Here is an 18,839-nt window from a genome sequence, read left to right as displayed (position 1 = left end):
CTGTTCGCTCGACGCGGACCAGTCGGCATCAGGCGGCGTCACCGACGAACTCGCCGACCTGACGGGCCATCGCCTGCAGGCCGTCCATGGCCGCCGGTCGCGAGCCCGGGTGCAGCGCGTGCACCGCCAGCCGGAACACCGCTGCCCGGAGCACCATCTGCGGCCACTCCTCGAGGTGACCCCACCGCAGGAGGACGCCGGAGTCGACGGTCCCCCAAGACAGGTGGTCCACCGCGACGAGCGCGGCGGACCACGAGGCGGGCCGGACGTACGGCACGACGTCGGTCAGTGCGGGCTCCGCGGAGGCGTCGAACAGCAGCCCGCGGGCGAGGTCCCCGTGCACCAGCCCGGGGGTGGCCACCTCGACGGGTCGGCGGTGCCGGATGAGCCCCTTGGCCCCGAGCAGGGCGGCGGCGCGATGAGTGGCGAACGGTGTGCCGCGGTCCTCCATGCCGGGGGCGAGATCCCGCTCCGGGTCGCCGTCCCACGCCGCGGCCTCGGCGACACCGAACAGGTCGGTCTCGACCCACGGCCTGGTCGACGGACGACGCACCACCCTGGGGCGTTCGACCTCGCTCAGCGCGGCGTTGATGCGGACCGACCACGCGATGGTCTCGTCGGCCCGGGCCTCCGGACGACCGGAGACCGCCCGGTCCGCGCGCCACCCGCTGACGACGTGCCGCCCGTCGGTCGAGCGCACCGGCAGGGCCACGCGCAGGCCGGTCACCTCGAGGTTCTCGCGTATGCGGGCCGCCCAGTTGGCCAGCGCGGTGTCCGCGACCGGACGCAACACCACCGGTCCGCCCGGCGCCGAGACGAGCCAGCCGGTCCCCGATCCGGCCACGACGGGGACGGCGCTGCCGTCCGTCGCACCGAATGCGGCCCGTACGTGCGCGGGCAGGCTCTCGTCGTTCACGTCGACCACGGTACCCACCTCCTCCGTCAGTACCCGGGCAGGGACGGGTCGACGTCGCGCGTCCACGCGTCGATACCGCCCTCGAGGGACCGGACCCCCGCGAACCCCGCGGCCGCCAGCGTGGCCGCCGCGCGCGCGGACCGCATCCCCGACTTGCAGTAGATGACCAGCGGTCCCTGCGCGGCGGCCCGGCCGAGCAGCCCGGTCGGGTCGGCCGCGTCCTCGGCCACCGTGTCGAGCGGCACCCACACCGAGGGGTCGATCCGCGCGATCGAGCGTTCGCCGGCCCCCCGCACGTCGACCAGGACCGGGGCCACCGCTCCGGGTCGGCCGGCCAGCTCGGACCCGAGGTCGACGGCCGTCACGGTCGGGACCTCGGCGAGCTCCGGCGACCGCACCTCACACGAGGCGTCATCGGAGCCGTCGGGCAGCTCGGTCACCGGCTCCCGCGAGGGATCCGGTCGGATCTTCACCGTGCGGTTGGTCGCCTCGAGCAGGTCCAGCAGCACCAGGCGGCCCAGCAGCGGGCGACCGGCGCCGGTGATGAGTTTGACGGCCTCCATCGCCATCATCGACCCCACGGTCCCGGGCAGCGCGCCGATGACCCCGGCCTCCGCACAACTGGGTACCGAGCCGGGCGGCGGCGGCGAGGGGTAGAGATCACGCAGCGACACCGGTTCGGCGGGCGCCGGCGGACGCGACCAGAACACCGCCAGTTGCGCGCGGAAGCGATCGATGGTCCCCCAGATCAACGGGATACCGGCGACCTCGCAGGCATCCGAGACGAGGTACCGGGTCGCGAAGTTGTCGCTGCCGTCCACCACCAGGTGGTGGCCCTCCAGCAGCGCCATGATGTTCAACGCGTCGAGACGGGTGTGCAGGGCGTCGACGCGGACCCCGGGCGCCAGCCCGGCCAGCCGCTCCCGGGCCGACTCGACCTTGGGCTGGCCCACGGCCGCCACGGAGTGGATCACCTGCCGGTGGAGGTTGCCGAGATCGACCTCGTCGTCGTCGACGACCGTGATCCTCCCGACGCCCGCGGCGGCGAGGTACAACAGCACCGGCGCGCCCAGGCCGCCCGCACCGACCACGAACACTGAGGCGCCGCGCAGGCGGCGCTGCCCCTCGTCACCGATCGCGCCCAACAGCAGGTGGCGCGAGTACAGCGCCCGCTCGTCCGCGCTGAGTTCGGCGACCGGCCGCACCAACGGCGGCAGCCCCTGCTCGGCGGCTTCCCCCGTGGTCCCACCTGCGGCGTCCATCGCTCCACCTCTGCTCGTCCGGTCCGGTACTGAAGCCTGCCATGATCGACATCACGCGGCCGGGACACCGTCCGGGAAGGGCCAGGCGTTGTAGCGGCAGGTGTCGTCGTTGTCCGGCACCACGCCCTCCGGGTCCAGACGGTGGATCTCGCTGTTGTTCACGCCGAACGTCTGCTGCATCATCACCGGCGCCAGGACGCCGTCCGCCGGGCACGGCTCGTGCGCCGGGAACCCGATCGCGTGCCCGACCTCGTGGTTGACCAAATACTGCCGGTACGAACCGATGTCGCCCTGGAACGAGCGCGCGCCCCGCACCCAGCGGGCGAGATTGAGGTACACGCGACCGGTGGTCGAGTTGTAGCAGCTGGACTCGAGCTCGATGTCGTACCCGCAGCTCTCGCGGACCGTCATGGGGCTGGCGAGTGTGACCCGGAACGACGGCTCGGCGTCCGAGACCCGCTGGAACGCCACCGCCCCGTCCGCCGTCCAGCTCTTGGGGTTGGCCAGGGTGGCGTCGACCATCCGCGCCACCGAGTCGTCGCCGCCGAACTCCACGGTGTCGATGCCGTTCTCGACCTCGACCGAGTAGGAGAACAGCTCCGCGGTGGGGCGCCCCACCACGTCGGTTCCGCCCGGCAAGATCCGGAAACCGCCGGTGCCGGCGTCGACGAACGGGCCCCCCTCGGGCAGGTCGCCGCTCGGCGGGATCTCGCCGGGCAGGGGCACGCCGATGATCTCGGTGCTCTCCTCGGTCGCGGCCGGGGTCCCGTCGTCCGACGGGCGCGAGGACACCACGGCATCGGCGATCACGAGCGCGGTGAGCACCACCAGGACCGGGATCGCGTAGGCGCGCCAGCCCCAGGTGGACAGGAAGCGCCCCAGCGCGGACTGGCGGCGCAGGTGGTCCCGGGAGCCCGGGACGGAACGACGGCGACCCGGGGTGGACTCCTCCGGATCCCAGGGCGCACGCAGCGGCTCGCCGTGCGGCGGGTAGTACGGCGCACGGTCGGTTCCGCGCGCCCCGGGATCAGAGATCCCCTCGCCCGTACCCGGGCGACGCCCGTCGCTCATCCGTTCACCCCTCGCGTCCCGTTCGATTCAAGGCCTCCACGATCCCACACGTCCGACGACCGCCTCATCCGGCACACTGCCGATGCGGGTATTGTCCGTCTGGCCCGGACGCCTGTCGACTTCCGACCGGGCGGAGTAGGAGCCACAAGATGACCAGCCCGGACGGACCGTTTCCCACGGGAACGGCGCGCGCCAGGGCGGCCCGGCTCCCCCGCAGCGCCCGCCGACGCCAGCTCATCGACACCGCCGGCGTGGTGTTCGTGGACCAGGGTTTCCACGCCGCCGGGATGGACGACATCGCGGTCCTGGCCGGGGTCTCCAAGCCGGTCCTCTACCAGCACTTCGACTCCAAACGGGACCTGTATCTCGAGGTCCTGCGACACCACGTCGACCAGCTGCTCGCCAGGATCCGCGCGGCGCTCGACTCGACCTCCGACAACCGCCGCCGCGTCGAGGCGGCGGTCGACACGTTCTTCGCCTATGCCGACACCGACACCCGTGGATTCCGGCTCGTGTTCGCCTCCGAGCCGGGCGACGAGACCGTGCGCCGGGAACTGGAACGGGCCACCGAGGGCTGCACCGACGCCGTCCACGACCTCGTGCGGGGGGACTCCGGTCTCGACGCGCACCGCTCGCGGCTGCTGGCCGTGGGACTGGTCGGCGCGAGCCGCGTCAGCGCAGGGCACTGGCTGGACGCCGGGCGGCCCATTCCCCGCGCGGATGCGGTGGCCATGACCGTCGCCCTCTGCTGGGGCGGGTTGTCCAAGATCCCGCGGCAGAACGGCGAACGCCCGGGCCCCTGAGGACCCGGGCGAACCACACACCGGAGGTACCGGCGTCGCTCACGCCGACGCTCCCCGTCCCGTCAGGACAGGAAGCCCACCGGACGCCTGGCCGACTCGCCGATCTCGACGTACGCCACGCGATCGGTGGACACCAGGTAGCGGCGCCCCTTCTCGTCCTCGAGCTCGAGGACGGCCTTGGCCTCGGCGGTGAGGGCTGCCTCGACGCGGCTATGCACGTCCTCGGGCGTCATCCCGGTCTTGAACACGAGCTCACGATTACTGTCGGCGATGCCGATCTTGACCTCCACGGTGCCTGCCCTTCTCATCGTCGGCGCATGCCACGCCGTCCTCGGTGATACTCGTGGTCAAGGCTAGCCCGATCCCGGGGTTCGGCGGCGGGACGGGATAGGATGTGTGGACGTGGATCACACCCGGGTCCGGGCCCTACAGTCGCCCGCGATCGCCTGATCCCCGTGGAAATGTGCGCGCCCCGCTCGCGAGGCCGACCTGCTCGGCCCGACTCACTCCAAGCGCGCGAGACGAGAAAGGCACCGCCCTGTCCACCACAGATGTCACCACCACCGAGGTCGACGGCATGGCCACGACGACCGCCGTCGTCGACGCCCCGTCCACCGACTCCTCCCCCAGCTTCGCCGAGCTCGGCGTCCGGGAGGAGATCGTCACCGCGCTCGGCGAGCGCGGGATCACCCACACTTTCGCCATCCAGGAACTCACCCTCCCGCTGGCGCTCGGGGGCTCCGATCTCATCGGTCAGGCCCGCACCGGCATGGGCAAGACCTACGGCTTCGGCGTCCCGCTCCTGCACCGCATCTCCACCGGTGAGGCCACCCGTCCACTCGACGGGACGCCCCGCGCGCTGGTGATCGTCCCCACCCGCGAGCTGTGCATCCAGGTCACGCAGGACCTCAAGATCGCCGCCACCGGCCTGACCGCCCCGACCGACTCGGGCACCCGCCCGCTCAAGGTGCTCTCGATCTACGGCGGCACCCCGTACGAGCAGCAGATCGAGGCACTGGACAAGGGCGTCGACGTGGTGGTGGGAACCCCCGGCCGCCTGCTCGACCTGGCCAACCAGTCCAAGCTCGTCCTGGGCAAGGTCGAGGTCCTGGTGCTCGACGAGGCCGACGAGATGCTCGACCTCGGCTTCCTGCCGGACATCGAGAAGATCCTGCGCTCGGTGCCCGAGAAGCGTCAGACCATGCTGTTCTCCGCCACCATGCCGGGGCCGATCATCACGCTGGCCCGCACGTTCCTCACCAAGCCCACGCACATCCGGGCCGAGGCGGCGGACTCGGGCGCCACGCACGAGAACACCACGCAGCACGTGTACCGCGCCCACTCGATGGACAAGCCAGAGGTGGTGGCCCGCATCCTGCAGGCCGACGGCCGCGGCGCCACCATGATCTTCTGCCGCACCAAGCGCACCGCCCAGAAGCTCGCCGACGATCTGGCGGAGCGCGGTTTCAAGGTCGGCGCCATCCACGGCGACCTCGGCCAGGGCGCCCGCGAGAAGTCACTCAAGGCGTTCCGCTCCGGTGACGTGGACGTGCTCGTGGCCACCGACGTCGCGGCCCGCGGCATCGACGTGGACGACGTCACGCACGTCATCAACTACCAGTGCCCGGAGGACGAGAAGACCTACGTCCACCGGATCGGCCGGACCGGCCGCGCCGGCCGCAAGGGCGTCGCGATCACCCTCGTCGACTGGGACGACCTGCCCCGCTGGGGCCTGATCGACAAGGCGCTCGGGCTGGACTTCGGCGAGCCCGCCGAGACCTACTCCACCTCGGCGCACCTGCGCGCCGACCTCGGCATCCCGGAGAGCGCGGGTGGCCGCATCGGCGCCCCGACGGGCACCGGCTCCGGCCGTCGCCGCGACGACCAGAGCCAGCGTGGCACCACCGGGGGCGGCGCGGGCGGCGACTCCGGGTCGCAGCCGCGCCGCCGGCGTACCCGGGGAGGGCCCTCCGGCGAGAACGGCACCCCGGGCCGGACCCGGGACCACGACTCGCCCCCCGCCAGCGACTCGGGGGCCGGGCCCGACTCATCGGACCCCGGCACCTCGTCCGGTGAGGGAAGCTCCCCGCGGCGGCGTCGGCGGCGTCGTCGTCCTTCTTCCGGCGGTCAGGGTGGCGCCGGCGACCAGGCGAGCCAGGGCTGAGCTCCGCACCACCCGCGGGGTCGGGATCGGACCGCGCCGACGCGGACGGCCCCGTCGCCCCGGACGATCCCACCCCCGCGGCGCGACGCCGCGTCCCCTCCGAGAGGCGGACTCGGCGTGACCTCGTCACCGCGGGGACCATCGCGCTAGTCATGGCGGTGACCGCCGGCCTCATCCTGGTCAACGGCTCGGCGACCCGGTCCGAATTCGCCCCCGCCGACGTCGAGCAGCCCGTCTACGGTCCGGCCACCGCGACCCCGTCCACCCTCGAGCCGCTCTGGTCCCACGGCTCCGCGGGCACGGGCGCCCCGCTCACCACCAAGGGCAACCTCGTCACCGTCAGCCCCGACGGCACGCTCGTGGGCCGCGACGCCGGCTCGGGCGAGCAGCGCTGGTCCTACTCACACGTCGGCCATTTCTGCGCGGCCACCTTCTACTCCGACGTGCTCGTCGCGGCCTTCGACGGGGCGGCCGGCTGCAGCGACGTCACCTCACTGGACCCGACAGCCCAGCACTACGCCGGCACCCGCCAGAGCGCCTTCCCGGACACCATGGAGCTGACCAGCACCTGGCGGCACGCGCTCGCGATGAGCCCCGAGCGCCTGGAGATCTGGCGTGACGACCTGGTCCGCACGATCGAGTACGGGGCCGTGGACGCGCCGCAGGAGGCGGGCATGCAGCCCCGTAGCGGATGCACTCTCGGCTCGGCCGCCCTCACCGACCAACGCTTCGTCGTGGCGGAGCGCTGCCCCGATGACGATTCCGCGCGCCTGACGCTGTCCGAGACAGTGCCGGAGGACAACCGGAAGCCGGAGGACATCGCCTCCGATGTGACCGGGGCGGACGAGCTGTGGGTGCTCGGCACGACCGACGACGGTGCGCTGGGGCTGACACGCCGCGGCGACGACTGGGCGGTCGAATGGTTCACCTCACCGACGGACTACTCCCCCGTGTTGGCTCTTCCCGGCGAGCCCGGGCGTCTGCCCTCCCCTTCCGCGGTGGCGGGCGACGACAAGCAGCTCCGCTGGTTCGACGGCGCCGCCACGCACGTCTTCGACCTGGGCACCGGCGCGTACGTGTGGACGGCGCTCGAGACCACGGGGCCCGGTCTGACGGGCGGGTGGTCGCCGGACCCGGAGGATCGCACGGCGCGCGACTGGGTGCTGGTCCCGCGGGCGGGCGGGTTCCTGGCCGTCGACCACGGCTCCGGGGTGGAGATCCGGCGACTGGACGCCTCGCCCGCCGACGACGGCGGTGACGGCGGCGGTGATGACCACGGGGCCGGCGCAGCCCTCCAGAACGACGACGACGAGGCCGACATCACCGGCCTGTCACAGATCGGCGACATTCTCTACGAGCGCCGCTCGGGCGAGATCCACGCCTACAAGATGCACGCCTGAGGGCTGCCCACACGGCTCCGGGATCAGGCCGCGTACCACTCGACGGCCTCGCGCCGCAGCAGGGACGCCAGCGCGACCGCACACGACACCGCCAGGGCGATGGCACCGGCGTACAGGACGAGTCCCACCTCGCCGAAGATCGCCGACCCGGTGGCTCCGAACACGCTCGACCCCACCGCGACCAGGATCAGCAGCTCGGCGATCAGCACCAGGCCGCGGCCCCAGCGACGACCTGTCAGGAGGCCGATCCCGGCGGCCATGAGACCGCCCCCGAGGATCACGAACCAACCGGCGGTCGCGTAGCCACTGATCACCACGGTCTCCTCGCGGTGGCCGCCGATCGCGCGCACGATCAACGCGAGCGCCGTCACCAGCCCGATGAGCCCCTGGGCCGAGGAGATCCAGCCGGCGAGTCGGACCGGGGCCGGGATCGCGGTTCGCGGATCGGCCGGGTGGCCGTGGTTATCAGGTCGCCTGGTGTTCACCACCCAAGACTAGGCCGCCGCGGTTCGGGGAGGGCGTACCGGCCGGTCGGAGTGCGATCCGTAACACCGATTACGTGCTCTGTGGTGCGCTTTCTGCGTGATTTGACAAACCGCGTGACCTTTACCACATCGCCGCCGAAGAGGGTTGACTTGTCCGCAAATCGTGGGACGATCATTCGTAACAGCGCAGACACACCGTGTTTGCCTTGCCTTAACCGGGAGCCTCTCCGAAACGGAGTGAGCCCGCGGAGCGGGTACATCCCCACCACCCCGCCGGGTGTCGACATCACGCTCGTCTATCCGTAGATCGTACCGGTCTGCGCGTCGACGACGGTGGTTTCGTGCTGCCCGGCGCATCCGACCACGGTCTCACACAACAAGGAGTTCCCCATGGATTGGCGCCACAAGGCCATCTGCCGCGACGAGGATCCCGAGCTGTTCTTCCCCGTCGGCAATTCCGGTCCCGCCCTCGCCCAGATCGCCGAGGCGAAGATCGTCTGTAACCGCTGCCCCGTGACCGCGGAGTGCCTCTCCTGGGCCCTCGAGTCCGGCCAGGACGCCGGCGTCTGGGGTGGCATGAGCGAGGACGAGCGTCGCGCACTCAAGCGTCGCCGCGCCCGCACCCGCACCACCGTCTGATCCACAGACAGGCAGACAGACAGACACAGAAGGCCGGTTCTCCTCCTCCGGGAAGGGGAACCGGCCTTCAGTCGTCTCCGATCACCGGGCCCGCCAGCACGCGCACGCGGCACGGCGGCAGCCCACCGACCGGGTCAGTCGATCACGCGGGTCAGTCGATCACGGCGATGAGGTCGCCGGCCTGGATGACGTCACCCGGGGCCACGGCCACCTCGGTCACGGTGCCGGAGGTCTCACACAGCACCGGGATCTCCATCTTCATCGACTCGAGGAGGACGATCGTGTCGCCTTCGGACACCTCGGCACCGACGGCCGCGACGACCTCCATGACGCCTGCGACCATCTCGGCACGGACCTGTTCAGCCATAAGATTGCTTCCTCTGCTTCTTCCACGACGGCCCCCGGACAACTCCAATGCAACCACACGGGCCCGGACGTGGGAGACTTGGACGCACAGAACGAAAGGAGCTGACCATGAGCAAGCGTGGCCGCAAGAGGCGGGATCGCCGCAAGAAGAACGCCAACCACGGCAAGCGTCCCAACAGCTGAGTTCGGACTACTGACCGCATGAGGGGCGGGCACCTGATCGGTGCCCGCCCCTCATGGCATTTCTCGAGCCGCTGTCAGCGAAGGTCCCGGCGCTCCACCGTGGTGCGACGGTGGACCACTGTCGTTCCGTCCGCGTCGGTCGTGGTGACGGTCGTCCGGCGGATCTCCACCATCAGTCGCTCGCGCAGACCGCTGGGCGCCTTCTCACAGCACGACCGTGACAGCTTGGCCTTGAGCCGGCGCTCGGAGAGGAACTTCTCGCGGCAGTCGGGGCAGCCGGCCAGGTGGTGTTCCAGGCGGGACCTGCAGGCGTCGTCGCACTCCAGGTCCACCAGGAGGGACAGGTCCCGCAGGGCCGCTCCGCAGTCGATCTCGTCGAGGCGGGGATCGTGTTCCTTCATCAGTTCTCCCCCTCCTGGCGATCGCGTCCGTAACCACGGTCGGCCGCGACGTCGCGCAGCAGCTCGCGGAGCTGCTTTCGGCCGCGGTGCAGGCGCGACATCACGGTCCCCAGCGGGGTGTCCATGATCTCGGCGATCTCCTTGTAGGGCAGATCCATGACGTCGGCGTAGTACACCGCCATCCGGAACTCCTCCGGCAACTCGGCCAGCGCCGCCCGGATCTCGTCATCCGGCAGCAACTCCATCGCTTCGACCTCGGCGGACCGCAGGCCCGTCGAGGTGTGCTCGGCCGCCGCCGCCAGCTGCCAGTCCGTGATCTCGTCCGTCGGGTACTGCGCCGGCTGACGCTGCCGCTTGCGGTAATGGTTGATGTACGCGTTGGTGAGGATGCGGTGCATCCACGCGCGGAAGTTCGTCCCCTGCTTGAACGAGTGGAATCCTGCGAAGGCCTTCGCGTAGGCCTCCTGCACCAGGTCCTCGGCATCCGCCGGGTTCCGGGTCATCCGCAGCGCGGCACCGTAGAGCTGATCGAGCAGCGGCATCGCCAACTCCTCGAACTGCTCCGCACGCTGGTCTGCCTCGTCGGGCTGCAACTCGGTCGGCAACCGGAACTCCTCACCTGTTGGTCTCCCGGAGTCTAGTCGCACGCCCGGGGCGTCGAGGACCGCGGTCCGCATCGCACCCTCCTTCCCGATCCCGGGTGCCACCCCCGGGCTCTCGATCTAGATCAACGCCACCCCGCCACCCGGTATTCCGCACCGTCCGCGCACTAGTGTCGACGCGTGGCCAGGAACAGAGGACGAGACGGTGCTGCCGCGACCCCCGCGATCGCGACACTGAGCGCAGCCGGGGTCGAGCACACCGTGCACACGTACGAGGCGACCGGCAGCGACTACGGCGACGAGGCGGCCCGCGTGATGGGCGAGCGCCTCGGCGTGGAGGCGAGTCGGATCTTCAAGACCCTCGTGCTGGCGACAGCCCGCCCGCCCGCCGGGTCACGGCTGTCGCTGGCGGTGGCGATCCTGCCCGTGACGTCCTCGCTCGATCTGAAGGCCGCGGCCGCCGCGCTCGGGTGCGGCAAGGTCACCCTCGCGCCGGTCGATGTGGCGGAGAAGACCACCGGCTACGTGGTGGGCGGGGTGTCCCCGCTCGGCCAGAAGCGCGCTCTGGCCACCGTGGTGGACTCCTCCGCCCTCGAGCACCCGACCGTCCTGTGCAGCGCGGGTCGCCGCGGCTGGGAGATCGAACTGGCCGGAGCCGACCTGGTGGCACTCACCGACGCGGTCACCGCGCCCGTGACGGCGGTCCGCACCGGATAGCGCCGACGCCGCGCCCGGTCAGCGCCGCCTTCGACGACCCCGCGGGTCAGAAGAGCATGCCCTCGTCCGGGTCGACGCGCCGCACCAACTCGGGGCCGTCGTTACGGACGCCTGATACCGCCCGCGAGACGGGACGGATCTCCACCGCGTCCGCCCACTGCGCCAGGTCATAGCCAGCGCCGTCCACCAGCGCCCGCGGATCGCCGATCACGCCCGGGTCCAGCCAGTCCGCCAGGATGTCCGGGGACACGACCAGCGGCATCCGCTCGTGCATCTGCCGCAGCGGACCCACCGCCTCGGTTGTCAGGATCGTGCACGACAGCTGGGTGACGGACTCGTCATCAGGATCCCGCCGGGTCTCCCACAGCCCCGCCATGAGCAACCCCCGGTCACCGGGCATGCTCATGTGGAACGGCTGTCTGGGCCCCGCCTTGCCACCGGGGGTTGCGGGTCCGCCCGGCACCCACTCGTACCAGCCGTCCATCGGGATGACGCAGTGCCGGCGTCTCACCGCCGCCCGGAACGCGGGCTTCTCGAACGCCGTTTCCACCCGCGCGTTGAACAGGTTGGGCAGCTTCTGCGAGTCACGCGCCCACGACGGGACCAGCCCCCAGCGCATCGCCCGCATCACCCGCGTCGGCGCCGCGGCGTCAGCCCCACCTACAGCCCCGGCCGCGGCACCGGCCCGCCCCTCCTCGTAGCGCTCGCGCGGGGTGTCCAGCGCGAGCACGGCGATCGTCGTGGTGGGGGCGATGTTGAACCGCGGTGCGAGCGGACCCTCGGCCGGCGCCAACCCGGGCGGTGGCGCCGAGGCCTCGTCGACGGCGTCCAGCTCCACCGCGAGCCGAGCCGGGTCGGAGGAGAGCGAGAAGCGTCCACACATACCGGACATCCTCGCACCCGGATCGGCCGGAGAACGAGATGATGGGCGACAATGGCCAGGTGAGTCATTGGAATGCCCCTGTCGCCGCCGCGCCCGTCGATGCCGACGTCGCGATCCCCGGATCCAAGTCGCTGACCAACCGCGCGCTCGTGCTCGCAGCCCTGGCCGACGGCCCCTCCCGGCTGACCGGCACGCTGCGCAGCCGGGACACCGACCTGATGATCGCCGCGCTGCAGGCACTGGGCACCCGGATCGAGGGCCCGGACCGCCCGCTCGCGGCCGGCGACACCGAGTTGGTGATCACGCCGGGCGAGCTGCGGGGCGCCCACGTCGACTGCGGTCTGGCCGGGACGGTCATGCGCTTCGTCCCGCCGGTGGCCGCACTGGCGACCGGCTCCTCCACCTTCGACGGCGACCCGGCCGCCCGGGTGCGCCCGCAGGCCACCGTGCTCGACGCGCTGCGCGCGCTCGGCGCGGACATCGAGGGCGACACCCTCCCGTTCACCGTCACCGGCGCGGGGACGCTGAAGGGCGGGCGGGTCGAGATGGACGCCTCCGCCTCCTCCCAGTTCGTCTCCGGCGTCCTGCTGTCGGCAGCACGCTTCGACGAGGGCGTCGAGCTGGTCCACACCGCCGCCTCCCCCGTGCCGTCGGGTCCGCACATCGAGATGACGCTGGAGATGCTCCGCGAGTCGGGGGTCGCCGTCGAGCAGCCCACCCCGTCCTCGTGGCGGGTCGCCCCGGGCCCGATCCTCGCGGTCGACCGTGTGGTAGAGCCGGACCTGTCGAACGCCACCCCGTTCCTGGCCGCCGCCGCGGTGACGGGCGGCACCGTCCGCGTCCCCCATTGGCCGACCACCACGACCCAGCCCGGCGATGCCATCCGCGGCATCCTGCAGGCCATGGGCGCGACCGTCACTATCGAGAACGCGGACGACGGCTCCGGAGAGAGCGCCGACGGGGCCGGGCGCGGCACCCTCGTCGTCGTCGGACCCGAACGCCTTTCCCCGGTCGAGATGGACCTGTCCGCCATCGGTGAGCTCACCCCCACCGTCGCCGCGCTCTGCGCGCTCGCCGACGGCCCCTCCCGCCTGACCGGGATCGCCCACCTGCGCGGCCACGAGACCGACCGCCTGGCGGCCCTGGCCGCCGAGCTCGGCGCCGTGGGCTGCGGGGTCACAGAACTGGCCGACGGCCTCGTGATCACGCCCGCCCCCCTGCGCGGCGCCCCGTGGCGCGCCTACGCCGACCACCGCATGGCCACCGCCGGCGCGATCATCGGCCTGGTCACCGCCGGTGTCGAGGTGGACGACATCGACTCCACCTCCAAAACCATGCCCGGCTTCACGCGAATGTGGTCCGACATGCTCGCCGGGCGGGGCTGACGCGCCGCCATGGCGGGCCGACGGGGCACCAGCGGCGCACGCGGATGGGACGAGTCCGACGTCCGGATCCGGCCCGGAAAGGGCTCACGGCCGCGCACCAAGCTGCGCCCGAGCCACGACGACGCGGCCGCCGCGATGGTCGTCAGCGTCGACCGCGGACGGTGGGGGTGCGTGCTGCTCGACGACGGGCCCACCCACGCCGCCGGCACGCGCGTGGTGACGATGCGCGCCCGCGAGCTCGGGCGCACACCGATCGTCGTGGGTGATCACGTGGGCGTGGTCGGGGACCTGACCGGCGCGCGCGACACCCTGGCACGGATCGTGCGGGTGGAGGAACGTTCCACGGTGCTACGCCGCACCGCCGACGACTCCGACCCGTACGAGCGGGTGGTGGTGGCCAACGCCGAGCGTCTGCTCATCGTGGTGGCCGTGGCCGATCCGCCGCCGCGCGCCGGCTTCGTCGCCCGCGCGCTGGTCGCCGCCTACACCGGCGGGTTGACGCCGGTGCTGTGCCTGACGAAGGGCGACCTCGACGATCCGTCGGTGTTCGCCGCGGAGTTCACCGCGCTCGACGTCCCGGTGTTGATGGTGGGGGTCGACGACGACCTCGCCGAGCTCCACGAGACCATCGACGGCCGGATCTCGGCACTGATCGGCCATTCGGGCGTCGGCAAGTCGACCCTGGTCAACCGCCTGGTCCCCGACGCCGGCCGGGCCACCGGCGTGGTCTCCGGGGTCGGCAAGGGTCGGCACACATCCACCCAGTCGGTGGCGCTCGAGTTGGGCGCGGGCGGCTGGGTGGTGGACACCCCCGGGATCCGCAGCTTCGGACTCGCGCACGTCTCCCCGGACGACGTGGTTGCCGCCTTCTCGGACCTGCACGAGATCGCCGAGGACTGCCCACGCGGCTGCACCCACCAGGGGCCGCCCGCCGATCCCGAGTGCGCGTTCGACGCGATCGAGGACCCGGCCACGCACCGGCGCGCGCTGGCCGTCCGCGAGCTGCTCGGCGCGCTGCAGTCCAACGACCCGTGGGAGCTGGGGCAGGACAGAAATGATCCGGCCTGAGCCGGCGACCGCCGTCAGAGGTTGAGTTCCACGTCCCCCAGCGCGACCGACACGCAGGTCTGGATGCGCTCTCCGGGGCCGTGATCGGTGCCGTTGCGCAGGTCGCGGACATGGCCGTCCTCCAGCGGGACCACGCACGTCTGGCAGATGCCCATCCGGCAACCGAACGGCATCTGCACGCCCACGCTCTCGCCGCCCTCGAGGATCGTGGTGGCGCCGTCCAACTCGACGGTCTTGCCGGTCGAGCCGTAGGTGACCGTGCCGCCCGAGGCGCCGGCGTCGCGGTTGACGGTGAACCGCTCGACGTACAGGTCCTCGCGGCCGGACGCACCGAAGTGCTCGTCCAGCTCGTCCAGCATCGCCGACGGGCCACAGGCCCAGGTCGGCCGCTCCGACCAGTCCGGGACCAGCTCCGACATCTGCGCGGCGTTGATGCGCCCCTCCTCCGCCGTCACCCGCAGGTGCAGGGTGTAACCGGGCTGGGTGCGTTCGAGGGCGAGCAGCTCGTCGTAGAACAGGGCGTCCTCGCGGGTACGGACCGAGTGCACGTGCACCACGTCCGGGAACCGCTCCTGACCGGAGCGGCGGTCCATCGACCGGAGCATGCCCATCACCGGGGTGACGCCCGAGCCGGCGCTGACGAACATGAGCTTGTCCGGCGTGGGCGAGGGCAGGTGGAAGTCGCCCGCCGGGGCCTGCAGGCGCACGATCGTGCCCGGCTCGACCGTGCCGACGATGTGGTTGCTCAGCAGGCCCTCGGGCATCGCCTTGACGGTCACCGAGTACTCGCCCCGCCCGCTGGTCGGCGCGGAGGTCAGCGAGTACGAACGCCAGGTCCACCGGCCGTCGACGAGCACGCCGATCCCCAGGTACTGACCCGGGCGGTAGGTGGGGGTGGCGCCCCAGCCCGGCTTGATCACGAGCGTCACCGCGTCGTCGGCCTCACGTCGCACTGCGACCACCTCGCCGCGCAGCTCGCGCGAGGACCACAGCGGGTAGACGAGCGACGAATAGTCGTCCACGCGCAGCGGGTGGGTGAGCCGGTTGAGGAACCGGTGCGCGGTGCGCGGTTCGGGGACCCTCGCGGCGGCTGCCCGCAGGATCCGGCCTAGTCCACTCTTCGACTCCGACACTGGTGCCTCCCTCGACGTCCGGCCGCCCGCTCGCCCGAGGGTCGGGTCGGCGTTGACGAACACCAACCTACGGTAGCGTAGGTTAGACCCGGACGGGAGACCACAGTGCTGTTCGCGACAGTCGGCTGGCCCTCGTCATCGGCCCTGTACAACCGTTGCACCGTGCTCAGAGGAGCGTCAACAGGAACGGCAACTCCGCCGCGTCGTACCAGGCCAGATCCACATCGAGCGCGTCTCCCACGGTGAGCTCCGCATCCTCGTCCCCGAGATCGGCACGATCCACGGCGTCGATCGCGTCCCTGACCAGGTCCACCGCCCCGGCGAGATCCACGTGCACCGCCGCGATGTCCGACGACTCCACGGTCCCGCCGCTGATCCGCACCACCGCGGTGTCCAGGTCCGGGCGCAGCGTGATCCGTTCGTCGGGCAGGTCCACGCTCACCACCACCCGTCGGTGCGGGTGGGTGCTGTGTGCGGCGCCGGAGTCGATCTCGCCTCCGAGCAGCCGAAGCGAGGCGCGGGCGGCCTCCAGGAACGCGACGTGCTCGATCTCCTCGAGATCGCCCTCCGCGTACGACTCGATGAGCGCCGGCGTGGCCGCGAACGCGGTGCCGCTACGCACCGGCATCTCCCCGTCGGCGAGCAGGGTCTCGAGCATCGGCAACGTGGCGGGTATGAACAAGCGCATGGTGGGGCCTTCCTCGAAGTGCTGGTGGCGGTCAGTCGGCGTCATCGGTCCGACCGGGACGGTCAGTGGGCGACGCCGTCCGGGTCGGCGGCGCCGCGCGGGTACCGATCAGGTGGCAATGCCGACGAGCTCCTCCAGCGCGCCGGAGATGAGCTCACCGATCTCCTCGACATCCGGGACGGCCTGACGATCGGAGGTGAATCCGCAGTACACGATGCCGGAGTAGCTGCTCATCGACACCGCCAGCGCCTTGTGCTCGAGCAGCGCCGGGATCGGGTAGACCTCGACGAGCTCCCCGTCGCCCCAGAACATCGTGTGTTGGGGCCCGGGCGCGTTAGTCACCACGAGGTCGTAGCTGTCCGACGGCAGCATGATCGCCGCGCGCGAGCCCAGCGCGTGCAGGGTCGGCGGCGCGAAGCCGGACAGCCGGGCCAGCGATTTGGCTCCGACGGCCTCGCGGGGATTGCGCTGGGTCGCCGTCTCGCGTGCGATCTGCGCCAGCCGCATACGCGGATTGGGCTCCCCCACCGGCATCGAGATGAGCGCCGAGGCGATCTCCGCGGAGGTCACGTCCCGGTGGTCCTCACCCGGGTCGCTCTCGGACGTCACCGCCATCGGGACTATCACCCGCAGGACGTCGGAGGTGATCAGCGGATGCCCGCACGACAGGATCCACGAACGCAGTGCCCCGCACAGCACGGCCAGCACCACGTCGTTGACCTTGCATCCGTGGGCCCGGGCGATCTCCCGGGCCGTGGACAGCGGGAACGACGCCAGGCCCACGCGGCTGCCCCGGGCGCGTTCGGTGCGGAACATCTCCGACAGCCCGCCCCCCGACCGCAGCACCGCAAAGCTCGCCGCTCCCGCCAGGCCCCGGGTCGTCCGCTCGATCGCGTGGACGAGCCGCGCGGAGCGGCGGACCAGCTCCAGCGGGTCGGAGACGATGGTCATGAGGGCGTCGAGCACGAGCACCCCGTCCCCGGGGGACGGCATGGGCGTCCACGTGGCGACCTCGTGCGCGTCCGCTGAGGCCTGGAACTCGGCGGTCAGCACCTGGGCCAGGTCCACGGCGTTGGGGCCACCGAGGAGCACGTGGTGGGTCTTGGTGAGGATGGCAAGCTTGCCGTCCTCCACGCCCTCGATGAGATAGAGCTCCCACAGCGGGCGGTCGGGTTCCAGCGGCCGGTCGACGAGTCGGGCCACCAGGTCGGCGAGCTGCCGCATCCCACCCGGGGCCGGCAGTGCGGAACGCCGCACATGAAAACTCAGGTCGAACTCCGGATCGTCCACCCAGACGGCTCTGGCGAGCCCGAACGGCACCTGTCGGATCCGCTGCCGGAACCGCGGCGCATCAGCCAGGCGGGCGTCGACGAACTCCATCACCCGATCGATGTCCCACGGCCGGTCCCTCGAGACCAGCGCCAGGGAGCACGAGTGACGGCTTCGAGAACGCGCGGCATCCCCGAGCAGCAGATCCGCGTCCGCCGTCGCCAGCCTGGTCGCCACGGGTCAGACCACCTCATCCAATCCCAGCAGCCCGCGGATCTCCACGGCCGCCCGGTCGAACACCTGGTAGAACACACCGATCATTCCGGTTTGCACGGCGCCGAGGACGTTCTCGATCGCATCGTCGACCATCACGCACTCACGCGGCTCCAACTCGAGCCGGCGTGCCGCCTCCAGGAACGCCTCGGACTCGGGCTTCTCGACACCGGTCACACCGCTGAGCACCACGTGCTCGATCCCGTACGCGCGGGCGTCCTCGCGGACCCGCTCCGCCCCCGGCCCTTCGGGCTCGTTGCTGAGAACAGCGAGCCGGACATCATTCTCCCTGGCACCTGTCAGGATGGACCGCCAGTTCTCGCGGTCCTCCTCCGTGCCGTCCAGCACCCCGAAGTAGTCGACAATCAGTCCTCGCATGAGAACAGCCTAGGCAACGCGGGGCCATGACGCAGTAAGCGAGGTGGAACCACGCGCCGCTCCCGGCCCGTCATAGGGGTTAGACGACGCCGGACCGTCCCCGGTCCGGCGGTGGAGGGAGCAGAGCTGACATGTCCGCGACGCAGGTGACCCGGCCCGGAGCGGGGCGGATCGACGCCCGGGAGCGCCTTGTCCGCCCCGGGGTCGACGAGGATTATGACGACGACGGGGTCCGTCCTCTTCCCTCCACGGAACCGTCGCCGGGAGCCCGTTCCGGTCGTCCGGTCGAGGGTCGGCCGAGGCGCCCGCGACCGGCCCCGGAGCGCGGGGTTCCCGTCCCGGCCCGGCGATCGGCGCACGCGCTGGTGGTCATGGCGCTCGAGGTGGTGGACCGCAAACGCTCGCCGAACAACATGCGCGGGGCCTTCCCGGAGCATCTGGTGGAGATGTTGCGGACTCTGGCGCGCACGGGCGTCCCCGGCAGGCGGCTGGGCCCCGCCCGCATCCATCGCCTCCACATCCATCCGGCCGGGGCGGATCCCGCCCCGGCCGGGGACGGGGGCACCGGGGCGGGCCACACAGCCGACGCCGGTGGCGGTGCCGGAGGCGAAGCGGACCCACGGTCCACCGACTACGAGGTCTGCGCCACATACGCGCGCGGGCCGCGACTGTTCGCAGTCGCGGCCCGCATCCGGGTGACCCCCACAGGGGCCTCGTGCGTCGCGCTCCGGATGGTCTGACCCGGAGCGCGAC

General features: G+C 71.7%; 22 protein-coding genes. 9 read left to right on the top strand and 13 right to left on the bottom strand.

Annotated elements, in window-relative coordinates; genetic code table 11:
• Window positions 1–28 precede the first annotated feature (28 nt).
• From K3888_RS10840 to K3888_RS10830, 3 genes are read right to left on the bottom strand one after another with little or no spacing between them, the layout of a single operon-like run.
• Window positions 29–916: a TIGR02569 family protein gene (locus K3888_RS10840; protein ID WP_230930278.1), complete on the bottom strand. Its 888-nt coding sequence runs from the start codon at window positions 914–916 to the stop codon at window positions 29–31.
• A gap of 26 nt (window positions 917–942) precedes the next feature.
• Window positions 943–2,178, bottom strand: a complete 1,236-nt coding sequence (locus K3888_RS10835) for a ThiF family adenylyltransferase (RefSeq protein ID WP_230930277.1) — start codon at window positions 2,176–2,178, stop codon at window positions 943–945.
• Between the two features lie 51 nt (window positions 2,179–2,229).
• Window positions 2,230–3,249, bottom strand: a complete 1,020-nt coding sequence (locus K3888_RS10830) for a DUF3152 domain-containing protein (protein WP_230930276.1) — start codon at window positions 3,247–3,249, stop codon at window positions 2,230–2,232.
• Between the two features lie 149 nt (window positions 3,250–3,398).
• On the opposite strand from K3888_RS10830, the gene K3888_RS10825 reads away from it, so the two are divergent.
• Window positions 3,399–4,052: a TetR/AcrR family transcriptional regulator gene (locus K3888_RS10825; protein WP_230930275.1), complete on the top strand. Its 654-nt coding sequence runs from the start codon at window positions 3,399–3,401 to the stop codon at window positions 4,050–4,052.
• 62 nt (window positions 4,053–4,114) lie between these two features.
• Here the strand turns inward: K3888_RS10825 and K3888_RS10820 are convergent, their stop codons facing one another.
• Entirely contained in the window at window positions 4,115–4,342 is a 228-nt protein-coding gene (locus tag K3888_RS10820) for a DUF3107 domain-containing protein (RefSeq protein WP_230930274.1), read from the bottom strand.
• A 287-nt stretch (window positions 4,343–4,629) separates the two neighbouring features.
• Between K3888_RS10820 and K3888_RS10815 the strand changes: the two genes are divergently transcribed.
• Both K3888_RS10815 and K3888_RS10810 read left to right on the top strand, forming a co-directional pair.
• The gene (locus K3888_RS10815; RefSeq protein WP_230930273.1) at window positions 4,630–6,216 is read left to right on the top strand and encodes a DEAD/DEAH box helicase; all 1,587 of its coding nucleotides are present in this window, start codon (window positions 4,630–4,632) and stop codon (window positions 6,214–6,216) included.
• Window positions 6,213–7,616: an Rv3212 family protein gene (locus K3888_RS10810; RefSeq protein ID WP_443652045.1), complete on the top strand. Its 1,404-nt coding sequence runs from the start codon at window positions 6,213–6,215 to the stop codon at window positions 7,614–7,616. Before K3888_RS10815 ends, K3888_RS10810 begins: the two co-directional genes overlap by 4 nt.
• A 23-nt stretch (window positions 7,617–7,639) precedes the next feature.
• Here K3888_RS10810 and K3888_RS10805 read toward each other — a convergent pair whose 3' ends face one another.
• The gene (locus K3888_RS10805; RefSeq protein WP_230930271.1) at window positions 7,640–8,101 is read right to left on the bottom strand and encodes a hypothetical protein; all 462 of its coding nucleotides are present in this window, start codon (window positions 8,099–8,101) and stop codon (window positions 7,640–7,642) included.
• 390 nt (window positions 8,102–8,491) lie between these two features.
• On the opposite strand from K3888_RS10805, the gene K3888_RS10800 reads away from it, so the two are divergent.
• On the top strand, window positions 8,492–8,740 hold the full coding sequence (locus tag K3888_RS10800; RefSeq protein ID WP_163376657.1) for a WhiB family transcriptional regulator: 249 nt from the start codon (window positions 8,492–8,494) through the stop codon (window positions 8,738–8,740).
• Window positions 8,741–8,891: 151 nt separating this feature from the next.
• Here the strand turns inward: K3888_RS10800 and K3888_RS10795 are convergent, their stop codons facing one another.
• Window positions 8,892–9,107, bottom strand: coding sequence for a biotin/lipoyl-binding carrier protein (locus tag K3888_RS10795; protein WP_230930270.1), 216 nt, complete (start codon window positions 9,105–9,107; stop codon window positions 8,892–8,894).
• Window positions 9,108–9,214: 107 nt separating this feature from the next.
• On the opposite strand from K3888_RS10795, the gene K3888_RS17975 reads away from it, so the two are divergent.
• A complete protein-coding gene (locus K3888_RS17975) occupies window positions 9,215–9,289 on the top strand; it encodes a 50S ribosomal protein bL37 (RefSeq protein ID WP_370452405.1) in 75 nt (24 codons plus the stop codon).
• 74 nt (window positions 9,290–9,363) lie between these two features.
• Here K3888_RS17975 and rsrA read toward each other — a convergent pair whose 3' ends face one another.
• Both rsrA and K3888_RS10785 read right to left on the bottom strand, forming a co-directional pair.
• The gene (gene rsrA / locus K3888_RS10790; RefSeq protein ID WP_230930269.1) at window positions 9,364–9,690 is read right to left on the bottom strand and encodes a mycothiol system anti-sigma-R factor; all 327 of its coding nucleotides are present in this window, start codon (window positions 9,688–9,690) and stop codon (window positions 9,364–9,366) included.
• Complete coding sequence (locus K3888_RS10785; RefSeq protein ID WP_230930268.1) at window positions 9,690–10,367, bottom strand: sigma-70 family RNA polymerase sigma factor; 678 nt, start codon at window positions 10,365–10,367, stop codon at window positions 9,690–9,692. The genes rsrA and K3888_RS10785 overlap by 1 nt, the downstream gene beginning before the upstream one ends.
• A gap of 186 nt (window positions 10,368–10,553) precedes the next feature.
• Here K3888_RS10785 and K3888_RS10780 point away from each other — a divergent pair, with 186 nt between their 5' ends.
• Window positions 10,554–11,009: an aminoacyl-tRNA deacylase gene (locus tag K3888_RS10780; protein WP_230930363.1), complete on the top strand. Its 456-nt coding sequence runs from the start codon at window positions 10,554–10,556 to the stop codon at window positions 11,007–11,009.
• Window positions 11,010–11,055: 46 nt separating this feature from the next.
• On the opposite strand, the gene K3888_RS10775 is transcribed toward K3888_RS10780, so the two are convergent.
• On the bottom strand, window positions 11,056–11,892 hold the full coding sequence (locus K3888_RS10775; protein WP_230930267.1) for an SOS response-associated peptidase: 837 nt from the start codon (window positions 11,890–11,892) through the stop codon (window positions 11,056–11,058).
• Window positions 11,893–11,933: 41 nt separating this feature from the next.
• Between K3888_RS10775 and aroA the strand changes: the two genes are divergently transcribed.
• Entirely contained in the window at window positions 11,934–13,277 is a 1,344-nt protein-coding gene (gene aroA / locus K3888_RS10770; RefSeq protein WP_230930362.1) for a 3-phosphoshikimate 1-carboxyvinyltransferase, read from the top strand.
• Between the two features lie 9 nt (window positions 13,278–13,286).
• Entirely contained in the window at window positions 13,287–14,345 is a 1,059-nt protein-coding gene (rsgA, locus tag K3888_RS10765) for a ribosome small subunit-dependent GTPase A (protein WP_230930266.1), read from the top strand.
• A 14-nt stretch (window positions 14,346–14,359) separates the two neighbouring features.
• Here the strand turns inward: rsgA and K3888_RS10760 are convergent, their stop codons facing one another.
• From K3888_RS10760 to K3888_RS10745, 4 genes are all read right to left on the bottom strand, one after another.
• A complete protein-coding gene (locus tag K3888_RS10760; RefSeq protein WP_230930265.1) occupies window positions 14,360–15,478 on the bottom strand; it encodes a ferredoxin reductase in 1,119 nt (372 codons plus the stop codon).
• A gap of 166 nt (window positions 15,479–15,644) precedes the next feature.
• Window positions 15,645–16,166: a DUF6912 family protein gene (locus tag K3888_RS10755; RefSeq protein ID WP_230930361.1), complete on the bottom strand. Its 522-nt coding sequence runs from the start codon at window positions 16,164–16,166 to the stop codon at window positions 15,645–15,647.
• Between the two features lie 108 nt (window positions 16,167–16,274).
• Window positions 16,275–17,672, bottom strand: a complete 1,398-nt coding sequence (locus tag K3888_RS10750; RefSeq protein WP_230930264.1) for a wax ester/triacylglycerol synthase family O-acyltransferase — start codon at window positions 17,670–17,672, stop codon at window positions 16,275–16,277.
• A 3-nt stretch (window positions 17,673–17,675) separates the two neighbouring features.
• Window positions 17,676–18,086 (bottom strand): HAD family hydrolase, encoded by a 411-nt coding sequence (locus tag K3888_RS10745; RefSeq protein ID WP_230930263.1) that lies wholly within the window; start codon window positions 18,084–18,086, stop codon window positions 17,676–17,678.
• A 131-nt stretch (window positions 18,087–18,217) separates the two neighbouring features.
• Here K3888_RS10745 and K3888_RS10740 point away from each other — a divergent pair, with 131 nt between their 5' ends.
• A complete protein-coding gene (locus tag K3888_RS10740; RefSeq protein ID WP_230930262.1) occupies window positions 18,218–18,826 on the top strand; it encodes an Rv3235 family protein in 609 nt (202 codons plus the stop codon).
• Window positions 18,827–18,839: the final 13 nt, after the last annotated feature.

It is taken from the genome of Dietzia aurantiaca, from assembly GCF_021033825.1.
GTDB lineage: Bacteria > Actinomycetota > Actinomycetes > Mycobacteriales > Mycobacteriaceae > Dietzia > Dietzia aurantiaca.
This window is presented reverse-complemented; position numbering and strand designations above follow the sequence as displayed.